The 15024-nt window shown below is 58.8% G+C and carries 12 protein-coding genes; 9 read left to right on the top strand and 3 right to left on the bottom strand.

What is annotated here, in order from left to right; translation table 11 throughout:
* Both AC3B8H_RS11300 and AC3B8H_RS11295 read left to right on the top strand, forming a co-directional pair.
* A partial coding sequence (locus AC3B8H_RS11300) for a hypothetical protein (protein WP_488441679.1) occupies window positions 1–432 on the top strand: 432 nt, incomplete at its 5' end.
* 108 nt (window positions 433–540) lie between these two features.
* The gene (locus AC3B8H_RS11295) at window positions 541–2766 is read left to right on the top strand and encodes a TonB-dependent receptor (RefSeq protein ID WP_488441678.1); all 2226 of its coding nucleotides are present in this window, start codon (window positions 541–543) and stop codon (window positions 2764–2766) included.
* Between the two features lie 513 nt (window positions 2767–3279).
* Here the strand turns inward: AC3B8H_RS11295 and AC3B8H_RS11290 are convergent.
* The 3 genes from AC3B8H_RS11290 to AC3B8H_RS11280 form a co-directional block, all read right to left on the bottom strand.
* A complete protein-coding gene (locus tag AC3B8H_RS11290) occupies window positions 3280–3714 on the bottom strand; it encodes a hypothetical protein (protein ID WP_488441677.1) in 435 nt (144 codons plus the stop codon).
* A 187-nt stretch (window positions 3715–3901) separates the two neighbouring features.
* Window positions 3902–4891: a zinc-dependent alcohol dehydrogenase family protein gene (locus tag AC3B8H_RS11285; RefSeq protein WP_488441676.1), complete on the bottom strand. Its 990-nt coding sequence runs from the start codon at window positions 4889–4891 to the stop codon at window positions 3902–3904.
* Complete coding sequence (locus AC3B8H_RS11280) at window positions 4888–6468, bottom strand: bifunctional aminoglycoside phosphotransferase/ATP-binding protein (RefSeq protein ID WP_488441675.1); 1581 nt, start codon at window positions 6466–6468, stop codon at window positions 4888–4890. Before AC3B8H_RS11280 ends, AC3B8H_RS11285 begins: the two co-directional genes overlap by 4 nt.
* Before the next feature lie 277 nt (window positions 6469–6745).
* Between AC3B8H_RS11280 and AC3B8H_RS11275 the strand changes: the two genes are divergently transcribed.
* The 7 genes from AC3B8H_RS11275 to AC3B8H_RS11245 all read left to right on the top strand — a co-directional run.
* Entirely contained in the window at window positions 6746–7573 is an 828-nt protein-coding gene (locus AC3B8H_RS11275; protein ID WP_488441674.1) for an undecaprenyl-diphosphate phosphatase, read from the top strand.
* 45 nt (window positions 7574–7618) lie between these two features.
* The gene (locus tag AC3B8H_RS11270; protein ID WP_488441673.1) at window positions 7619–8602 is read left to right on the top strand and encodes a calcium/sodium antiporter; all 984 of its coding nucleotides are present in this window, start codon (window positions 7619–7621) and stop codon (window positions 8600–8602) included.
* 2 nt (window positions 8603–8604) lie between these two features.
* Complete coding sequence (locus AC3B8H_RS11265; RefSeq protein WP_488441672.1) at window positions 8605–11283, top strand: MMPL family transporter; 2679 nt, start codon at window positions 8605–8607, stop codon at window positions 11281–11283.
* Between the two features lie 80 nt (window positions 11284–11363).
* Window positions 11364–12209 carry a flagellar motor stator protein MotA gene (motA, locus tag AC3B8H_RS11260; protein ID WP_488441671.1) on the top strand — a complete coding sequence of 282 codons (846 nt, stop codon included), beginning with the start codon at window positions 11364–11366 and terminating at the stop codon, window positions 12207–12209.
* A 13-nt stretch (window positions 12210–12222) separates the two neighbouring features.
* Window positions 12223–13158, top strand: coding sequence for a flagellar motor protein MotB (motB, locus tag AC3B8H_RS11255; protein ID WP_488441670.1), 936 nt, complete (start codon window positions 12223–12225; stop codon window positions 13156–13158).
* Between the two features lie 241 nt (window positions 13159–13399).
* On the top strand, window positions 13400–14146 hold the full coding sequence (locus AC3B8H_RS11250) for a class I SAM-dependent methyltransferase (protein ID WP_488441669.1): 747 nt from the start codon (window positions 13400–13402) through the stop codon (window positions 14144–14146).
* 231 nt (window positions 14147–14377) lie between these two features.
* On the top strand, window positions 14378–15024 hold a 647-nt coding region (locus tag AC3B8H_RS11245), incomplete at its 3' end, for an LON peptidase substrate-binding domain-containing protein (RefSeq protein ID WP_488441668.1).

The raw sequence follows: 15024 nt of genomic DNA, 5'->3' as shown, positions 1-15024 counted from the left end.
CATTTTTTCCCGAGTATTAACCACACGCCCGGCAAATCGTTGTTGAGTAACGGCGTGGGTCTGACCTCGCCGCCGGCGCTAGCCGCCGTTTCCGCTCGCTTCGATTTCGATCCGCTAGAAACCCTCCCGATTTTTTCCGCCGAAGACCAGCGTCTTCGCGCAACAGCTGCCGCATCCGGCGGCGTTACCTTCAAAACAATTCGCTATAGCCGGCATCGCCTTGTCGATCTCCAGCCTTTCCCGCCGTTGCGCTTCGCGACCGTGCCGGACCCGGCTCGTCGTAGTCTCCAAGTGCGCCGCGCCAGCGATATCCAAGTTGCGTTAGCTCCGGCCCAATTCCGAAAAGCCGCCGGGCGCGCTAGCCAAACTCTGGCCGGTTCCGGCCACGGTCAACACCAAAACCATAAAAATAACGACATTTTCGACACTTGAGGAAGACGATGAAGCATTGGTACTCAATGGCGCCAAGCGCCGCCCACCGCGCCGGTCAGGATTGGCCGGCGTCAAATCCCCATTCTCGGCAATATGCACGGAGCTGACATGATGTTCTACCACAGCAGATTTGGAAAAACCCGTTTGGCCATCGGCCTGGAGTTGATTTTAGGATTGGGCCTTGCCGAGTTCGGCGTCGCGGCGGAGCCGGAGCAGGCCGTGCAAACCGAGCCGGCCGTCGAGGCCGTGCCGGCGCGCGCCGAACCCGTCAAGCGCAAAGCCAAGGCCAAAGCCAAACAGGAGAAGGTTGAAGAGATGGAAGCGGTCGAAGTCGAAGAACCGGGCCGGGCCAAGGATTTGATCGGCATCGCCGGATCGGCCTCGCAAGGCGAGGTCAGCCAAAAGCAATTCGAGCATCGCCCGCTATCCCGCAACGGCGAATTGGTCGAGGTGATACCGGGCGCGGTGGCTACCCAGCACAGCGGCTCCGGCAAGGCTAACCAGTACTTTCTGCGCGGATTCAATTTGGATCACGGTACCGACTTCACGACTTATGTCGACGGCATTCCGATGAACATGACCACCCATGCCCACGGCCAGGGCTATATGGACATCAACAGCATCATTCCCGAGCTGGTCAAGAAGGTCGAGTACGGCAAAGGGCCTTACTACGCGGAAGTCGGCGACTTTTCGGCGGCCGGTTACGCCAAAATGTACACGATGGATAAATTGTCCCAAGGCATTCTTAAGTTTACCGCCGGGGAATACGATTACTACCGGACCTTGGTCGCTGACTCGATGAAGCTGGGCGACGGCGACTTGTTGTACGCCGGCGAGTTCAACCTGTATAACGGCGTCTGGCAGGTGCCGGAAGATTCCAAAAAATTCAACGGCCAACTGCGCTATTCGTTGGGCGGCGACGATTGGGGATTGGCCTTGAACGCCAAGGCGTATTCGAACAGCTGGACCGCGACCAACCAGATCCCGCAGGCAGCCGTCGATACTGGTGGTTTGGGGCTTTACGGCAGTATGGACCCGACCGACGGCGGCGAGAGCAATCGTTACAGTTTTTCCAGCAGCTTCTGGAACCAGGGCAGTGACTGGAAAAACGATGCCAATCTGTACGTGCTGTACACCGACTTGAATTTGTATTCCAACTTCAGCGGCTTCACTCGCGGCCCCGGCGGCGACCAGATCCTGCAAACCGAGCGGCGGGTGCAGACCGGCGGCCATTTCGAACATACTCGCTACCACAAATTGTTCGGCTTCGATATGGATAGCAGCGTCGGCTTGCAATTCCGTAACGACCAGATCATGGGCTTGGGCTTGTACGAAACCGAAGCGCGCCAAATCGTCAATACGGTCAGCAAAAGCAATGTCGGCGTAACCACGATAGGCACCTATTTCAAGAACACGACCCATTGGCACGATAAAGTGCGGACGATTGCCGGTCTGCGCGGCGATTTCATCAATAACGACGTCGAGGTGCTGGATACCGGCAGCGGTTCCGCCAGCGTGGTCGCCGCCAACTCCGGCAGCCGCGGCAAGGCCATGATCAGCCCGAAACTCAGCTTGGTGATCGGTCCCTGGTACAACACCGAGTATTTCTTCAATATCGGTTACGGCTACCATTCCAACGACGCCAGGGGCACAACAATCAATTACGAGCCGACCAGCGGTACCTTGCTATCCGGTTCCTCGGCGCGGATCACGCCGGCGGCCTGGTCGCGTGGCGGTGAGGCCGGCATCCGCAGCAATTTTATTCCGGGATTGAACAGCACCTTCGCGTTGTGGTGGCTGGAATCCAGCCAGGAACTAGTGTTCGTCGGCGACGAAGGCACCACCGAGGTCAACGGCAAATCGCATCGCTACGGTATCGAGTGGACCAACTATTACAAGCCGACCGATTGGCTGACGCTGGACGCCGATTACGCGCTGACCACGGCGCGTTTCGCCGAGAGGCCGGACGGCGCGACCGACAACTTCATCCCTAACTCGGTCGGCCGGGTAATTAGCACCGGCATCACCGTCGAAGATCCGACCGGCAACACCGGCTTGTTCGGTACGCTACGCTTTCGCCACTTCGGCCATGTGCCGCTGGACGAATCCGGCACTTATTGGGCCGGCGATACCAACATCGTCAATCTCGGCGCCGGTATTAAGCGCAAGCAATATAAGTTGGAAATCGACGTGTTCAATTTGCTCGGATCCCAAAGCAACGACATTGCCTACGCCTACGATTACAACTATCCCTACGACAATGCCGGTACCGGTATTCTGAAACATCCGGTCGAGCCACGCATGGTCCGCGGTACCATCACGATCAACTTCTAGCGGGTCCTGGCTGCTTGGCCGAGTCTTACGGATTCGGCCGGGCGGTTATTGGCGGCCCGTTCTTGCCTTCGCCGACGACGTGGCTCCCGCTGTCATGGCATTTTTGCTCGTCTCAGCCGCGTGGCCCGGCCGATGTTGGTTTCCGCTTTCCGGTTGATGTCGAAATTCGTCGGCACGGCGGTTTTTTCCGCCCTTGGTCGAAGCAAACGGTCGGTCGTCTGGCTTAGTCCAACGTTTTCTCCTGGCCGCGCGCTATCGCTAGAGCATGCTTGGGCCTAGCCCGCGGACCGGCATCTCGGGAGACGGGCAAGCGGTCATCGATGGCGCTTTCGCCCAGGAGAATGACCAAGGTGAATGGAGCGGCTTCAGCCGCGATCGAGACTAGTTCGATTCCGGTCCGTCGGTGACCGAGCCAACGACCTGCGTCGTAACGGCGGGTGCTTGAACAACCGTTCGCCCGTTGTTGATTGTCGGGCAAACGGTTAAAGGGGGGATTGGAATTGGAGCGGTGTCTTAGTCGGTCAAGCCGCTGATGCCGTCCAACGACCAGTTTTCGATGTCGGCCGCGCCGGAAGTATCATCGCCCTTGGTGTATTGAATACGGCAGGCATAGTGGCGCAGTACCGGAGCGGTGTCCTTGCCGCTGATCTCGACATCGGCGTTGACGATGTATTCGTAATTGCCCAAGCTCCAGACATTGGTGGGCTGGCCGGCAAAATTAAAATTCTGATCTTCGTCCGCATCGGCCTTGATGTGGTTGTTGCATTGCGCGAAGGCCACGGCGGTCATATCGTTGTTGACCGGCATTGGACTCGCGGCGTCCTTGCTTTCGACCAAGAACAGGTCGGATGCGGCGATATCGTAAATAAAGGGCAGGAAGAATTTGATTTGGATCGCCAACAGGCCCGCGAGGCAGGCGGCGAAAATGATGATTTTCTTTTTGTTCATGGCTCTTGAATAGTAATAGTTATTATCGTGAAGGCGGGAGCGTGATTTTAGCAAAGTTGGCCCTTGCTAGGAAATGCGGTTATCCGGCTGCTAATTTACCCGGAAATTGCGCTTAGCCAAGCACCCGGCGAAAATTTCGGCGAGTTCGGGAATAGCGGGTTTGTAGGCCGCGATTGGCGCAAACGGTTCAATCCGGCATCGTCAATACCGCCGCGCCTTGAATACGTCCGGCTCTCAGGCTGGCCAACGCTTGGTTGGCGTCGCCGAGCGCAAAGGTTTCCACGCTGGTGCGCACGCCGGCGCGCGGCACGATGTCGAAAAAGGCCTCGCCGTCCCGGCGGGTCAGATTGGCGATCGACTGAATGCTGCGTTCGCCCCACAGGATTGAATACGGAAAGGCCGGGATCTCGCTCATATGGATGCCCGCGCAAACCACTCGGCCGCCCTTGCCGGTATGCCGCAAGGCCTGGGGCAACAACGCGCCGACCGGCGCGAACAGGATTGCCGCGTCCATGGCTCGCGGCGGCGCGCTATGGGAGTCGCCGGCCCAGGCCGCGCCCAGTTGCCGGGCAAAACGCTGGCCTTCGTCGTCGCCGGGCTTGGTGAATGCGAATAAGGTGCGGCCCTGCCAGACCATCACTTGGCTGATGATATGGGCGGCGGCCCCGAAGCCGTAAATACCGACAGGGTCGGCGTCGCCGGCCGCGACCAGCGCCCGGTGGCCGATCAAGCCGGCGCACAGCAACGGCGCGACTTCGACGTCACTGTAGTCCTCGGGTAGCGCGAAACAATAATTCTGGTCGGCCACCGCGTATTGCGCGTAACCGCCGTCCAGCGTGTAGCCGGTGAAACGCGCCTGGTCGCATAGATTCTCCCGGCCGCTCAGACAATAGCGGCAGCGGCCGCAGGTTTGACCCAGCCACGGCACGCCCAGGCGCTGGCCGAGCGCGAAACGTTCGACGTTGGCGCCCTTGGCGACGACGCGGCCGACGATCTCGTGGCCGGGGATCAAGGCCGGTTTCGGCTCGGTCAGTTCGCCGTCTACGATATGCAGATCGGTGCGGCAGACGCCGCAGGCGCTGACTTTCAACAACACCTGTTCAGCTCCGCATTGGGGAATGTCCAGCTCGGCGGCCCTGAGCGGCAGGCCGGGACGGTCGAAAATCATCGCTTTCATGGCTGGGTCGCCTCCGGGTTTAGTAAGGGGTTCAGGCTGACGGATACGGCTTCGGGAAGTCGCGGTGGATCGGTGTCGTTGCGGCAGACCAGCGTGTATTCCAGTTCGGCGTCGGTCAGGGCCTCGGCGGTGGCGTTGAGATGGGCCAGCACCGTCGGATCGGCTTCGGAGGCATCGCCGCCGGTTGCCAGACGCCGCTCGATGCGGGCGCGCAACCGGCCGGGTTCCGCGGCTACCGCGGCAATCACGAAGGCGGCGCCGAGTTCGGCGGCCAGATCGCGAAACGCGCGGCGTTGCTCCTGTTTCAAAAACGCGGCGTCGACGATGACCGGATAGCCCAGCCGCAGCAACGCGCCGGCCGTCTCGGCGAGTTTGGCGTAAGTTTGCCGGCCGGCGTCCGCCGCGTACAGGCCGGCGTCAAGGCCGGAGCCGCTGGCTTGGGTGGGGCTTAAGCCGAACAGGCGCTTGCGCTCGACGTCGGAACGTAGCCGAATCAGACCGAAACGTTCCAGCAACAGCTGCGAAATCGCGGTTTTACCGCAGCCCGGCAGGCCATGCGTGATCAACAGAGCCGGCCGCCGCCGCCGCAGACTGGCGCCGGCCAATTCCAGGTAGGCATGGCATTCGGCTCGGTGAGCGGGGTCGCCGCTTGGTTCGGCGCGAAACGCGGCGATTTTGGCCCGCACCGCGGCCCGGTAGCCCAAATAGAAACGCAACACCGCCAGGCCGGCGTAATCGCCGCCGGTTTCCAGGTAGCGGTTCAGAAACCGGTACGCCAGATCGGCGCGGCCGCGATGCAGCAAGTCCATGATCAAAAATGCGCTGTCGTTGATCGTGTCGATCCAACGCAGTTCGGGGGCGAATTCGATACCGTCGAAGGCGACCGGCTGGCCGCGCAGCAAGACAATATTGCCCAGATGTAGGTCGCCGTGGCATTCGCGAATCCGGCCGGCTTGGCGGCGGCGCGGCCACAGATCGGCGTCGGCGGCGAATTCGGCCGCGCTGGCGGCCGCCAGTTCGGTCAGACCGGCGAATTCGCGGCCCGCCGCCGTTTCGGCCAACTGTTGGAAATTTTGCCGGGCCGGTCCGGCGACGGCGTCCGCCGTGCCGAATTCGGACGCCGCCGGCGCGGGCGGCAGGCTGGCGTGGAATTGGGCGATCGTGTCGGCTAGTTGATCGATATGCGCTGGCGTAAGCCGGTTTTGGCTCAGCAATTGGTCCAGCAGTCTGCCGGCGTCGAAGCGGCGCATCTTTACCGCGAACTCCAGGGTCGGGCCGAGGCCGAAACCGGGGCGTTGCGGCGTACCGCCCAACGCCACCACGTCCAAGTAAAGCGACTTTGCCAGACGCCGGTTCAGGCGTAGTTCTTCCCGGCAGAAATATTCGCGTTGCGCCAAGTCGGTGAAATTCAAGAAACCGAAATCCACCGGCTTCTTGATCTTATAGGCGTAGCGCCCGGCCAGCACGACCCAGGAGATATGGGTTTCCAGGATGTCAACCCGCTTGACCGGATGCGGGTACATCGCCGGATTCAGCAACGCGGCGATCAACGGCGGAAATTCGCGGGTAGTGTTCATGTATTGCCTGGAGCGAGGGCCGACGCCGCATGCTGGCGGATCGGCGGATAAGCTGCAAAGCCGGCGCGGATGTCGGCGAAGCGTCGTGAGGCGCGCCGAGCCGGCCCGCGCCGGTCGGTCGGGCCGGAGCAGCCTTGCTGACTCGCCCCGGCGTTTTCGACTATAATCCCGCCGCCTTTGCATGGCTTTTTTAAAGTCGTTTGTCGTCTTTCGATACATCCCTTCCACATGCTGATAGCCTTTCTGGCGCCGACAAGGCGCGGAGCCTGATTAAACCATGGACATTACCTTACTCATCAAATCCCTGATTCTCGGCGTCGTCGAAGGATTGACCGAATTTCTACCGATTTCCAGCACCGGCCATTTGATTTTAGCGGGCGACCTGCTGGATTTTAACGACGACAAGGCCAAATTGTTTACGATCGTGATTCAGGTGGGTGCGATCCTGGCGATTTGCTGGGAGTATCGGGCCAAGATTGTTTCGGTGTTCGGAGGTCTAGCGACCGAGCGGGCTTCGCAAAAATTCGTGCTGAACCTGGCGATCGCCTTCCTGCCGCTGGCGGTGCTGGGCTTGTTGTTCGGCAAGCAGATCGAGGCGGTGTTGTTCCGGCCGGTGCCGGTGGCGCTGGCCTTTATCGTTGGCGCCCTGGTGATCATTTGGGCCGAGAAGCGTGAACACCGGGTCAGGATCGAAAGCGTCGACGAACTCAGTCCGCTGGATGCGTTGAAGTTGGGCTTGGCCCAAGCCTTCGCGCTGATCCCAGGCACTTCCCGGTCCGGCGCGACCATCATCGGCGGATTGTTATTCGGTTTGTCGCGCAAGGCCGCGACCGAATTTTCGTTTTTTCTGGCCATTCCGACCTTGACCGCGGCCAGCGCCTACAAACTCTACAAATTTCGCGACTTGCTGAAAACCGACGGTGACGTGGCCTTGATCGGGGTCGGCATGATCGCGGCGTTTTTCAGTGCCCTGCTGGCCGTGAAGGGCTTGCTGCGCTACATCAGCCACCACGATTTCATCATTTTCGCCTGGTACCGGATCGTGTTCGGTATCGTCGTCATCGCCACCGCCTACGGCGGCTGGGTCAACTGGACCGTCGATTGATCGGTCGAATTCTTCGTTTTAACGCTTGCTTTATAAGGGTAGTTTATGGCTTTGCCGTTGTTGATGATAGTCATCGGGCTGATCGTATTGGTCTGGAGCGCCGATTTGTTCGTGGAAGGCGCGGCGGCGCTGGCGAGGTTTTGGGGAATGTCGCCATTGCTGATCGGCATGGTCGTGATCGGCTTCGGCACCTCTGCGCCGGAACTGAGCGTGTCGGCCTTGTCGGCCTTGCAAGGCAATCCCGGTATCGCGCTGGGTAACGCCTACGGTTCCAACATTACCAACATCGCGTTGATTCTGGGCGTCACCGCGCTGATCAGTCCCATCGTGGTCCAGTCGCAAATCATCAAGAAGGAATTGCCGATTTTGTTCGGCGTGACCCTGTTTGCGTTCGGGCAGCTTTACGACGGCGATTTGTCCCGCAACGACGCCTTGCTGGAATTGACGGTTTTCGCGGCGGTGATGGGTTGGATGGTGCTGCAAAGCGCCAAGGACCAATCCCGGCAGACCGATGTGTTGGAAAGCGAAATCGAAGATGAACTGGACGAACACCGGATGTCTTTTGCCCAAGCCATGATTTGGCTGGTCAGCGGTTTGGTGTTGTTGGTGATCAGTTCGCGCTTGTTGGTGTGGGGCGCGGTGTCTATCGCCCACGATTTGGGCGTCAGCGATTTGATCATCGGCCTGACCATCGTCGCGGTCGGCACCTCGCTGCCGGAGCTGGCCTCGTCTATCGTCGCGGCCCGCAAGGGCGAGCACGACTTGGCGGTTGGTAACATCATCGGCTCCAACCTGTTCAACACGCTGGCGGTCGTCGGCTTGGCCGGCGCGATTCATCCGATGGCGATTCCGGTCGAAATCGTCAATCGCGACTGGCCCATCATGGCGCTGCTGACCGCGTCGCTGTTCGCGCTCGGCTACGCCGGCAAACGCGGCACCGGCCGCATCAACCGGGTCGAGGGCGGCCTGTTGCTGGCCGTTTACGTCGGTTATACCCTGTACCTGATCGAAACCGTGGTGAGCGCTTGAACATGAATTGGGAACAAGGTTTGCGCAGCGCGGTGTTTCGCTGGGGAAATTGGCTGATGTATTCGCCGGGGCTGCTGTTGACGGTGGCGGTGTTGTTGGCCTATTGCGCGATCGACTACACCAGCACGCATTTGAGCGTGAACACCGATACCGCCGAGCTGATCGCGCCGGAGTCGCGGTTTCAACAAAATCGCCGCAATTTCGAGAAGGCCTTCGGCCAGGAAATTCATACGATGTTGCTGGTGGTCGAGTCTTCCAGCCCGGAATTGACCAAGGCCGCCGCCGCGCGCCTGGCACGCCAACTGCGGTCGGATACCGAGCATTTCACCAAGGTTTACCGGCCCGACGAAAACGCGTTTTTCCAACGCAACGGCTTGCTCTATCTGGATACCGACAAGCTGCAGGATTTTTCTGTCACCTTGGCTCAGGCCCAGCCCTTCATCGGCCGTATTTCCGCCGATCCCAGCCTGACCGGGTTTTTCTCGATTTTCGAGGACGCGCTGAATGCCGAAACCAAGACCGAGGAAGTGCCCATTGACCTGATTTCGTTGATCGATAAGGTCAGCAACTCCTTGCACAAGACGCTGAACGGCGAAACCGACCTACTGTCCTGGCAAAAATTGATCGCCGAAAATAATATCAGCGAAGAGCAGTCGGACAAGGCCTTCATCTTCGTCACGCCCAAATTCGATTTCAGCCAGATCCTGCCGGTCGAGCCGGCCATCAACACCATACGCCAAGCCGTCGACAAGATACAAGACCCCAATCTGCCCAAGGTTAAAGTCTGGATTACCGGCGAAGTCGGCCTGGAACACGACGAAATGGCCGGCATGAGCGAAGGCACTTTTACCGCCAGTATTTTCTCGGTGGTGTTGGTGTGCGGTATCTTGCTGGTGGCTTATCGCTCCTGGCTGTTGATGTTGGCGACGCTGGCGACGCTGGCGTTGGGCATGGTGTTTTGCGGATTGTTCGCGTCGGTCGCGGTCAAGCAACTGAACCTGATTTCGGTGGCCTTCGCGGTATCGAACATCGGCTTGGGCGTCGAATACGCGATTCATTTCTGCCTACGCTACCGCGACAATCTGGACTTGCACGGCAAGGACAAGACTCAGGCGATTCGTTCGGCGCTGCTGGCGACCAGTCCGTCGCTGATGCTCTGCGCCGGCACCACCTCGATCGGTTTGTACGCCTTCATTCCGACCGACTACCAAGGTATCTCGGAATTGGGTCTGCTGGCCGGCACCAGCTTGTTCATTTGTTTATTCGTGACGCTGACGGTATTGCCGGTACTGTTGAAAGTGATCCCGGCGCCGCCGTTCCACGACCTGCACGGCGAACAACCGGGCGCCTCTAAGTTGTCCGCCAGCTTGGCCACCTTCACGCTGCATTACGCCAAGCCGATTGCAGTCGCGACGCTGGTCCTGGCGGCGGCCGCGATTTATTTCGTCTTCCAGGTGCAGACCGATTTCAATCCGCTGAATCTGCGCGACCCGAATACCGAATCGGTCATCGCCTTCAAGGATTTGATGAAGGAGCGCGATACCTCGCCGATGACGCTGACCGTGCTGGCCAAGAACGAGGCCGAGGCCCGCGACATGCAAAAGAAGTTGACCGCGCTGAAAACCGTCGACAAGACCGTCAGCCTGTTCGATTTCGTGCCGGAGGACCAGGAAGACAAATTGGCGATCATCGACGACATGATGTTGACCCTGGGTCCGCAAAGCCAATCCTTCCCGCAATTGAAAGTCGGCTCCGATCCGCTGCCGGCCATCAAGCGGATGATTGCGGCGATCGACGCCAATTTGCCGAAAAAGACCAAGCCCGCCGAAATCCAGTCGCTAAAAACCTTCAAAAGCGAGTTGCAAGACGTGTTGGTCGAACTGGATGCCCGCTTGCAGCCGGATCGCGGCGTGTTTATCGAAAAAATTCAGACTTCGCTACTCGGCACCTTGCCGACCGTGATGAACCAGTTGCTGACCGGCTTTCACGCCGAGCCGGTGACGATGGACGGCATTCCGCCGGAAATCGGCGAACGCTGGCTGAGCAAGGATGGGCTGTACCGGATTCAGATTTTTCCGAAGGAGGATTTGAACGATCTCGATGCCCTGCAAACCTTTATCACCGACGTGCAGGCCGTCGCCCCCGATGCCACCGATTTGCCGGTGATGTATTGGGAGTCGATGAAGGCCGTCATCGCTTCGTTCCAGGAAGCTATCATCATCGCATTGACCGCGATCGCGTTGCTGCTATTGTTTATCCGGCGCAGCATCGTCGACACGCTGTTGGTGATGGCGCCGCTGGTTTTGGCCGGTTTGTTCACGATGGCGACCACGGTATTTACCGGCACGCCGATCAACTTCGCCAATATCATTGCGTTGCCTTTATTAATGGGCTTGGGTGTCGATAACGGGATACACATGGTCGAGAAGCTGCATCACTCCTTGTCCGAGGAGCAAAACATTTACCAGTCGAGCACCGCGCGCGGCATGTTCTACGGCGCGTTGACGACGATTTCCAGCTTCATCGGCTTGGCGTTTTCGCCGCATCAAGGCATCGCCAGCATGGGCTTGGTCATCACGATCGGCATCTTTTGGATCATGACCTGCACCTTCGTGGTGTTGCCGGCCCTGAGCAAATTGGTGTTGAAACCGGCCGAACCGGCGCCGGCGCCATCGGTTTAGCGGGGCGCCGGCTTGATCGGCCGCCGCCTGGCCGGCAAAATCCATCGCTTGAATGTTCTAGTTAACTTTTAGGGGCAACAATGTTCGTAATCATTGGTTATGTCATCATCCTGGGCTGCGTACTGGGTGGTTTCCTGATGGCCGGCGGACATCTCGGGGTGCTGTGGCAGCCGGTCGAGGTGTTGATCATCGTCGGTTCGGCGTTCGGCGCCTTCCTGGCCAGCAACTCGCTGACGGTCAGCAAGGCGGCGATGGCCGGCGGTACCGCTACGTTGAAGGGCAGCACCTATACCAAGGAATATTACATGGAGCTGTTGATGAGCTTTAACGCGCTGAGCCAGAAGGCCCGTAAGGAAGGCTTGCTGTCGCTGGAAAAAGTGGTGGACGATCCGGAAGGCAGTTCGATCTTCGGCGAAAAAATTGTCCACGACCACCATTTGATGGAATTCATCTGCGACAAATTGCGCTTGATCTTGACCGGCGTCGACGTCAATCAGCTCGAGGACATTATGGATGCCGAGATCGAAGTCCACCACGCCGAAGGCAACGAACCGATCAAGGCCGTGCAAAAGGTCGGCGACGGCATGCCGGCCTTCGGTATCGTCGCGGCGGTAATGGGGGTGGTGCATACGATGGAGTCGGTCGGTATTCCGCCGGCCGAACTGGGTAAATTGATCGCGGCGGCCTTGGTCGGTACCTTCCTCGGTATTTTGGTGTCCTACGGCTTTATCGGCCCGGTGGCGTCGGTGATGGAAGCCCGCCTGGAAGAAGAGAGCAACGCTTACAAATGCACGCAAAAAGGCTTGCTGAATTGCGCGAAAGGTACCTCGCCGGCGATGACCGTCGAATTCATGCGCACCACGATTCCGCATCATTCCCGTCCCGATTTTGCCGAACTCGAAGCCGCGCTGAAAGGCGGCAAGTAAAGGGTAATTCACGATGGCCGAACAACCGATAATCATCAAGAAAGTCAAAAAGGGCGGCCACGGCGGCCACCACGGCGGCGCCTGGAAAATTGCCTATGCCGACTTCGTGACGGCGATGATGGCGTTTTTCTTGTTGATGTGGTTGCTCGGCTCCACCGACGAAGCCACCAAGAAAGGAATTTCCGAATATTTCCAAAATCCGTTCGGCGTGGCGATGAGCGGTTCCGGGGTCGGCGATCGTGCCAATATTATCAAAGCCGGCGGTTCGGATTTGGCTTCCAAGGATGTCGGTCAGGTTCACATGGGCGAGGACAAACCGCCACCGCCGGCACCGCCCACGCCGGAGGACATCGAAAAACTGGCCGAGGAGCAGGAAAAGCAAAAGCTGGAAAAGTTACAGGAAAAAATCGAATCCATGCTGGACGCCAACGCCAAATTGGCCGAATACAAGGACCAAATTAAACTGGAAACGACGCCGGAAGGTTTGAAAATCCAGATTATCGATGCCCAGAACCGGCCGATGTTCAAATTGGCCAGCTCCGGGATTGAGACCTATGCTCAGGCCATCCTGCGCGAATTGGCGCCGGTGATCAACGAATTGCCGAATAAGGTGACCATCAACGGTCACACCGACGCCCTGCCGTTTCCCAGCAACCGTAGCGGCTATTCCAACTGGGAGCTGTCCAGCGACCGGGCCAACGTGGCGCGCCGGGAGCTGACCCAGGGCGGTCTTGGCGAGGACAAGGTCTTGCGGGTGGTGGGGCTGGCATCCAGTATTTCCTACAACGTGCAGGACCCGACCGATCCGATGAACCGGCGCATATCGATCATCGTCATGAACAAAAAGACCGAAAATCAGGTGTTGCACGACGGCGCAGAGGAAACTCCGGCCTTGCCCAACGTTTCGCCGACGATACAGCAGAACACCAAGATCGGGCCCACCTCCTGAGGTCGGAAACGGATTTTCGCCCCGGATCATGAAAAACATGGGCGCGGCACCGGCTTTAGCCGCAATCGAGAGCCATTTGACGTTCGTTCTTCGCGTTTTGCCAATCGCCCTCGTCGGTGACGGTCATGACACGCCGCGTTTGTCTGGAATGAGGGTTCGCGCCGAGGGCGATGCCTTGTGGCGGCAAAACGCCATGCACGGGCGGGGTGCCTGAGTGAAATCCGGTTGGGCGGGGTAGCCGATGCAATGGCTCAAAGCCCTGGCCAGTCAAGCCGTCGCGCTGGTCTTGGTGGTCGAGCTGAATCGATATTGGCCCCAACCCCCCGGCGCCCTGTTAGTGATACAGGCTAGCGCCGCCGCGTTATGTTCCCGTCTGCTTGGTCAACCGTACTGGTGGCTGCCCATCCATTTGGTGTTCCTGCCGGCGCTGGCGGGGGCGATGGCGTGGCAACTGCCGCCAGTCTGGTATCTGGCCGGACTATTGGTCATGCTGCTGGTGTTTTGGGGAACGTTTCGCGGCGACGTACCGCTGTTCTTGTCCTCGCTGGCCGTGGCCCTGGCGTTGGCCGATATTGCCAAGCGAGAGCGGGCAAAAACCTGCGTCGAAATCGGTGCCGGCATCGGCAGCGTCGCGCTACCGCTGGCAAGACAATGTCCCAAGCTGCGGATTGTCGCCTGGGAGCGGGCGCCACTGCCCTGGCTGCTGGCTCGCTGGCGCTGCCGGCGTCAAGCCAATGTCGCGGTCCGGCGTCTCAACCTCTGGCAACAGTCGCTGGCTGGATACGATTTGGGCTTTGCCTTCCTGTCCCCGGCCGTGATGGCGCAAATCGGCGATAAAGTCCGGGCCGAAATGCGTCCCGGCAGCCTGTTCGTTTCCTCGTCGTTCGCGATCCCCGATTGGCGGCCCGAATCCGTCATCGAACTTGCCGACCCGCGCGCCACCCGCCTATACTGCTACCGCGTTCCGGAACGCCGTGAACCGAGTTGATTGAAATAAACAGCCCCAGCGTTGGCGGGCCGGCCAGATTTCGAATCGGCACGGATTGTTGGCGATGGCGGATTTCGATCCAACGCCGCCGACCGTTCTCGTTCTATTTAGATCCGTAAACGGGCCATAAACCGATGCTGGATTGCCGAATTAGGCGGACGACATCTTCCCCCTCTTGGCCTGGTTTGCAATCCCGGATGCAATACACGCCAGGGATTGGGAGGAGATCAGATGATCGGCCCACGCCCCCTGTCAAAATCGCTAAAATCTTTTTCGCTGTTGTTTTCTTGCCAAATCAATAAATCGAATAGCGATTACAACTCAAATGGGATTGATGTCATGCAAGCACTGCCACTCACTGAACGCCCGCTCTTTCCCCTGAATACGCCATTGTTCCCAAAATGCACGTTACAGTTGCAAATATTCGAACAGCGCTATCTCAAGATGATATCCAGTTGTCTACGGAATGGATCGAGTTTTACCGTATGCTTACTACGCGAGGGATTTGAAAAACAGGAAGTGCTTGGGAATGCCGATTCACCCGCTCAAAACGAGCCAATTTTTTATTCGGTGGGTACCGCCGCTAAAATCATCGACTTCGACCAAATGCCCAACGGCTTACTCTCTATTGCTTTACAGGGCGAGCAACGCCAAGCCTTGGATCAAATTCGCCAACAAGCCGACGGATTGTGGCTCGCCCACGCGGACGATCTGGAGGAAGTAAACGCCTGCGACGGCGATATTCCACCGGTTTGGACGGCGGTTTTGAAAAGCTTAACCCAAAGTGGCGTTGTAACTTGCTCTGAAGCGGTGCTGCGCGACAACCCGGAACTGGCGATGAATTATTTTGCCATGTACGGACCGTTACCGGCGCATTT

This window comes from Methylomonas sp. BG-2 (assembly GCF_057766305.1).
Note: the sequence above shows the minus strand (reverse complement) of the source record. Positions and strands in the feature narration are given on the sequence as shown.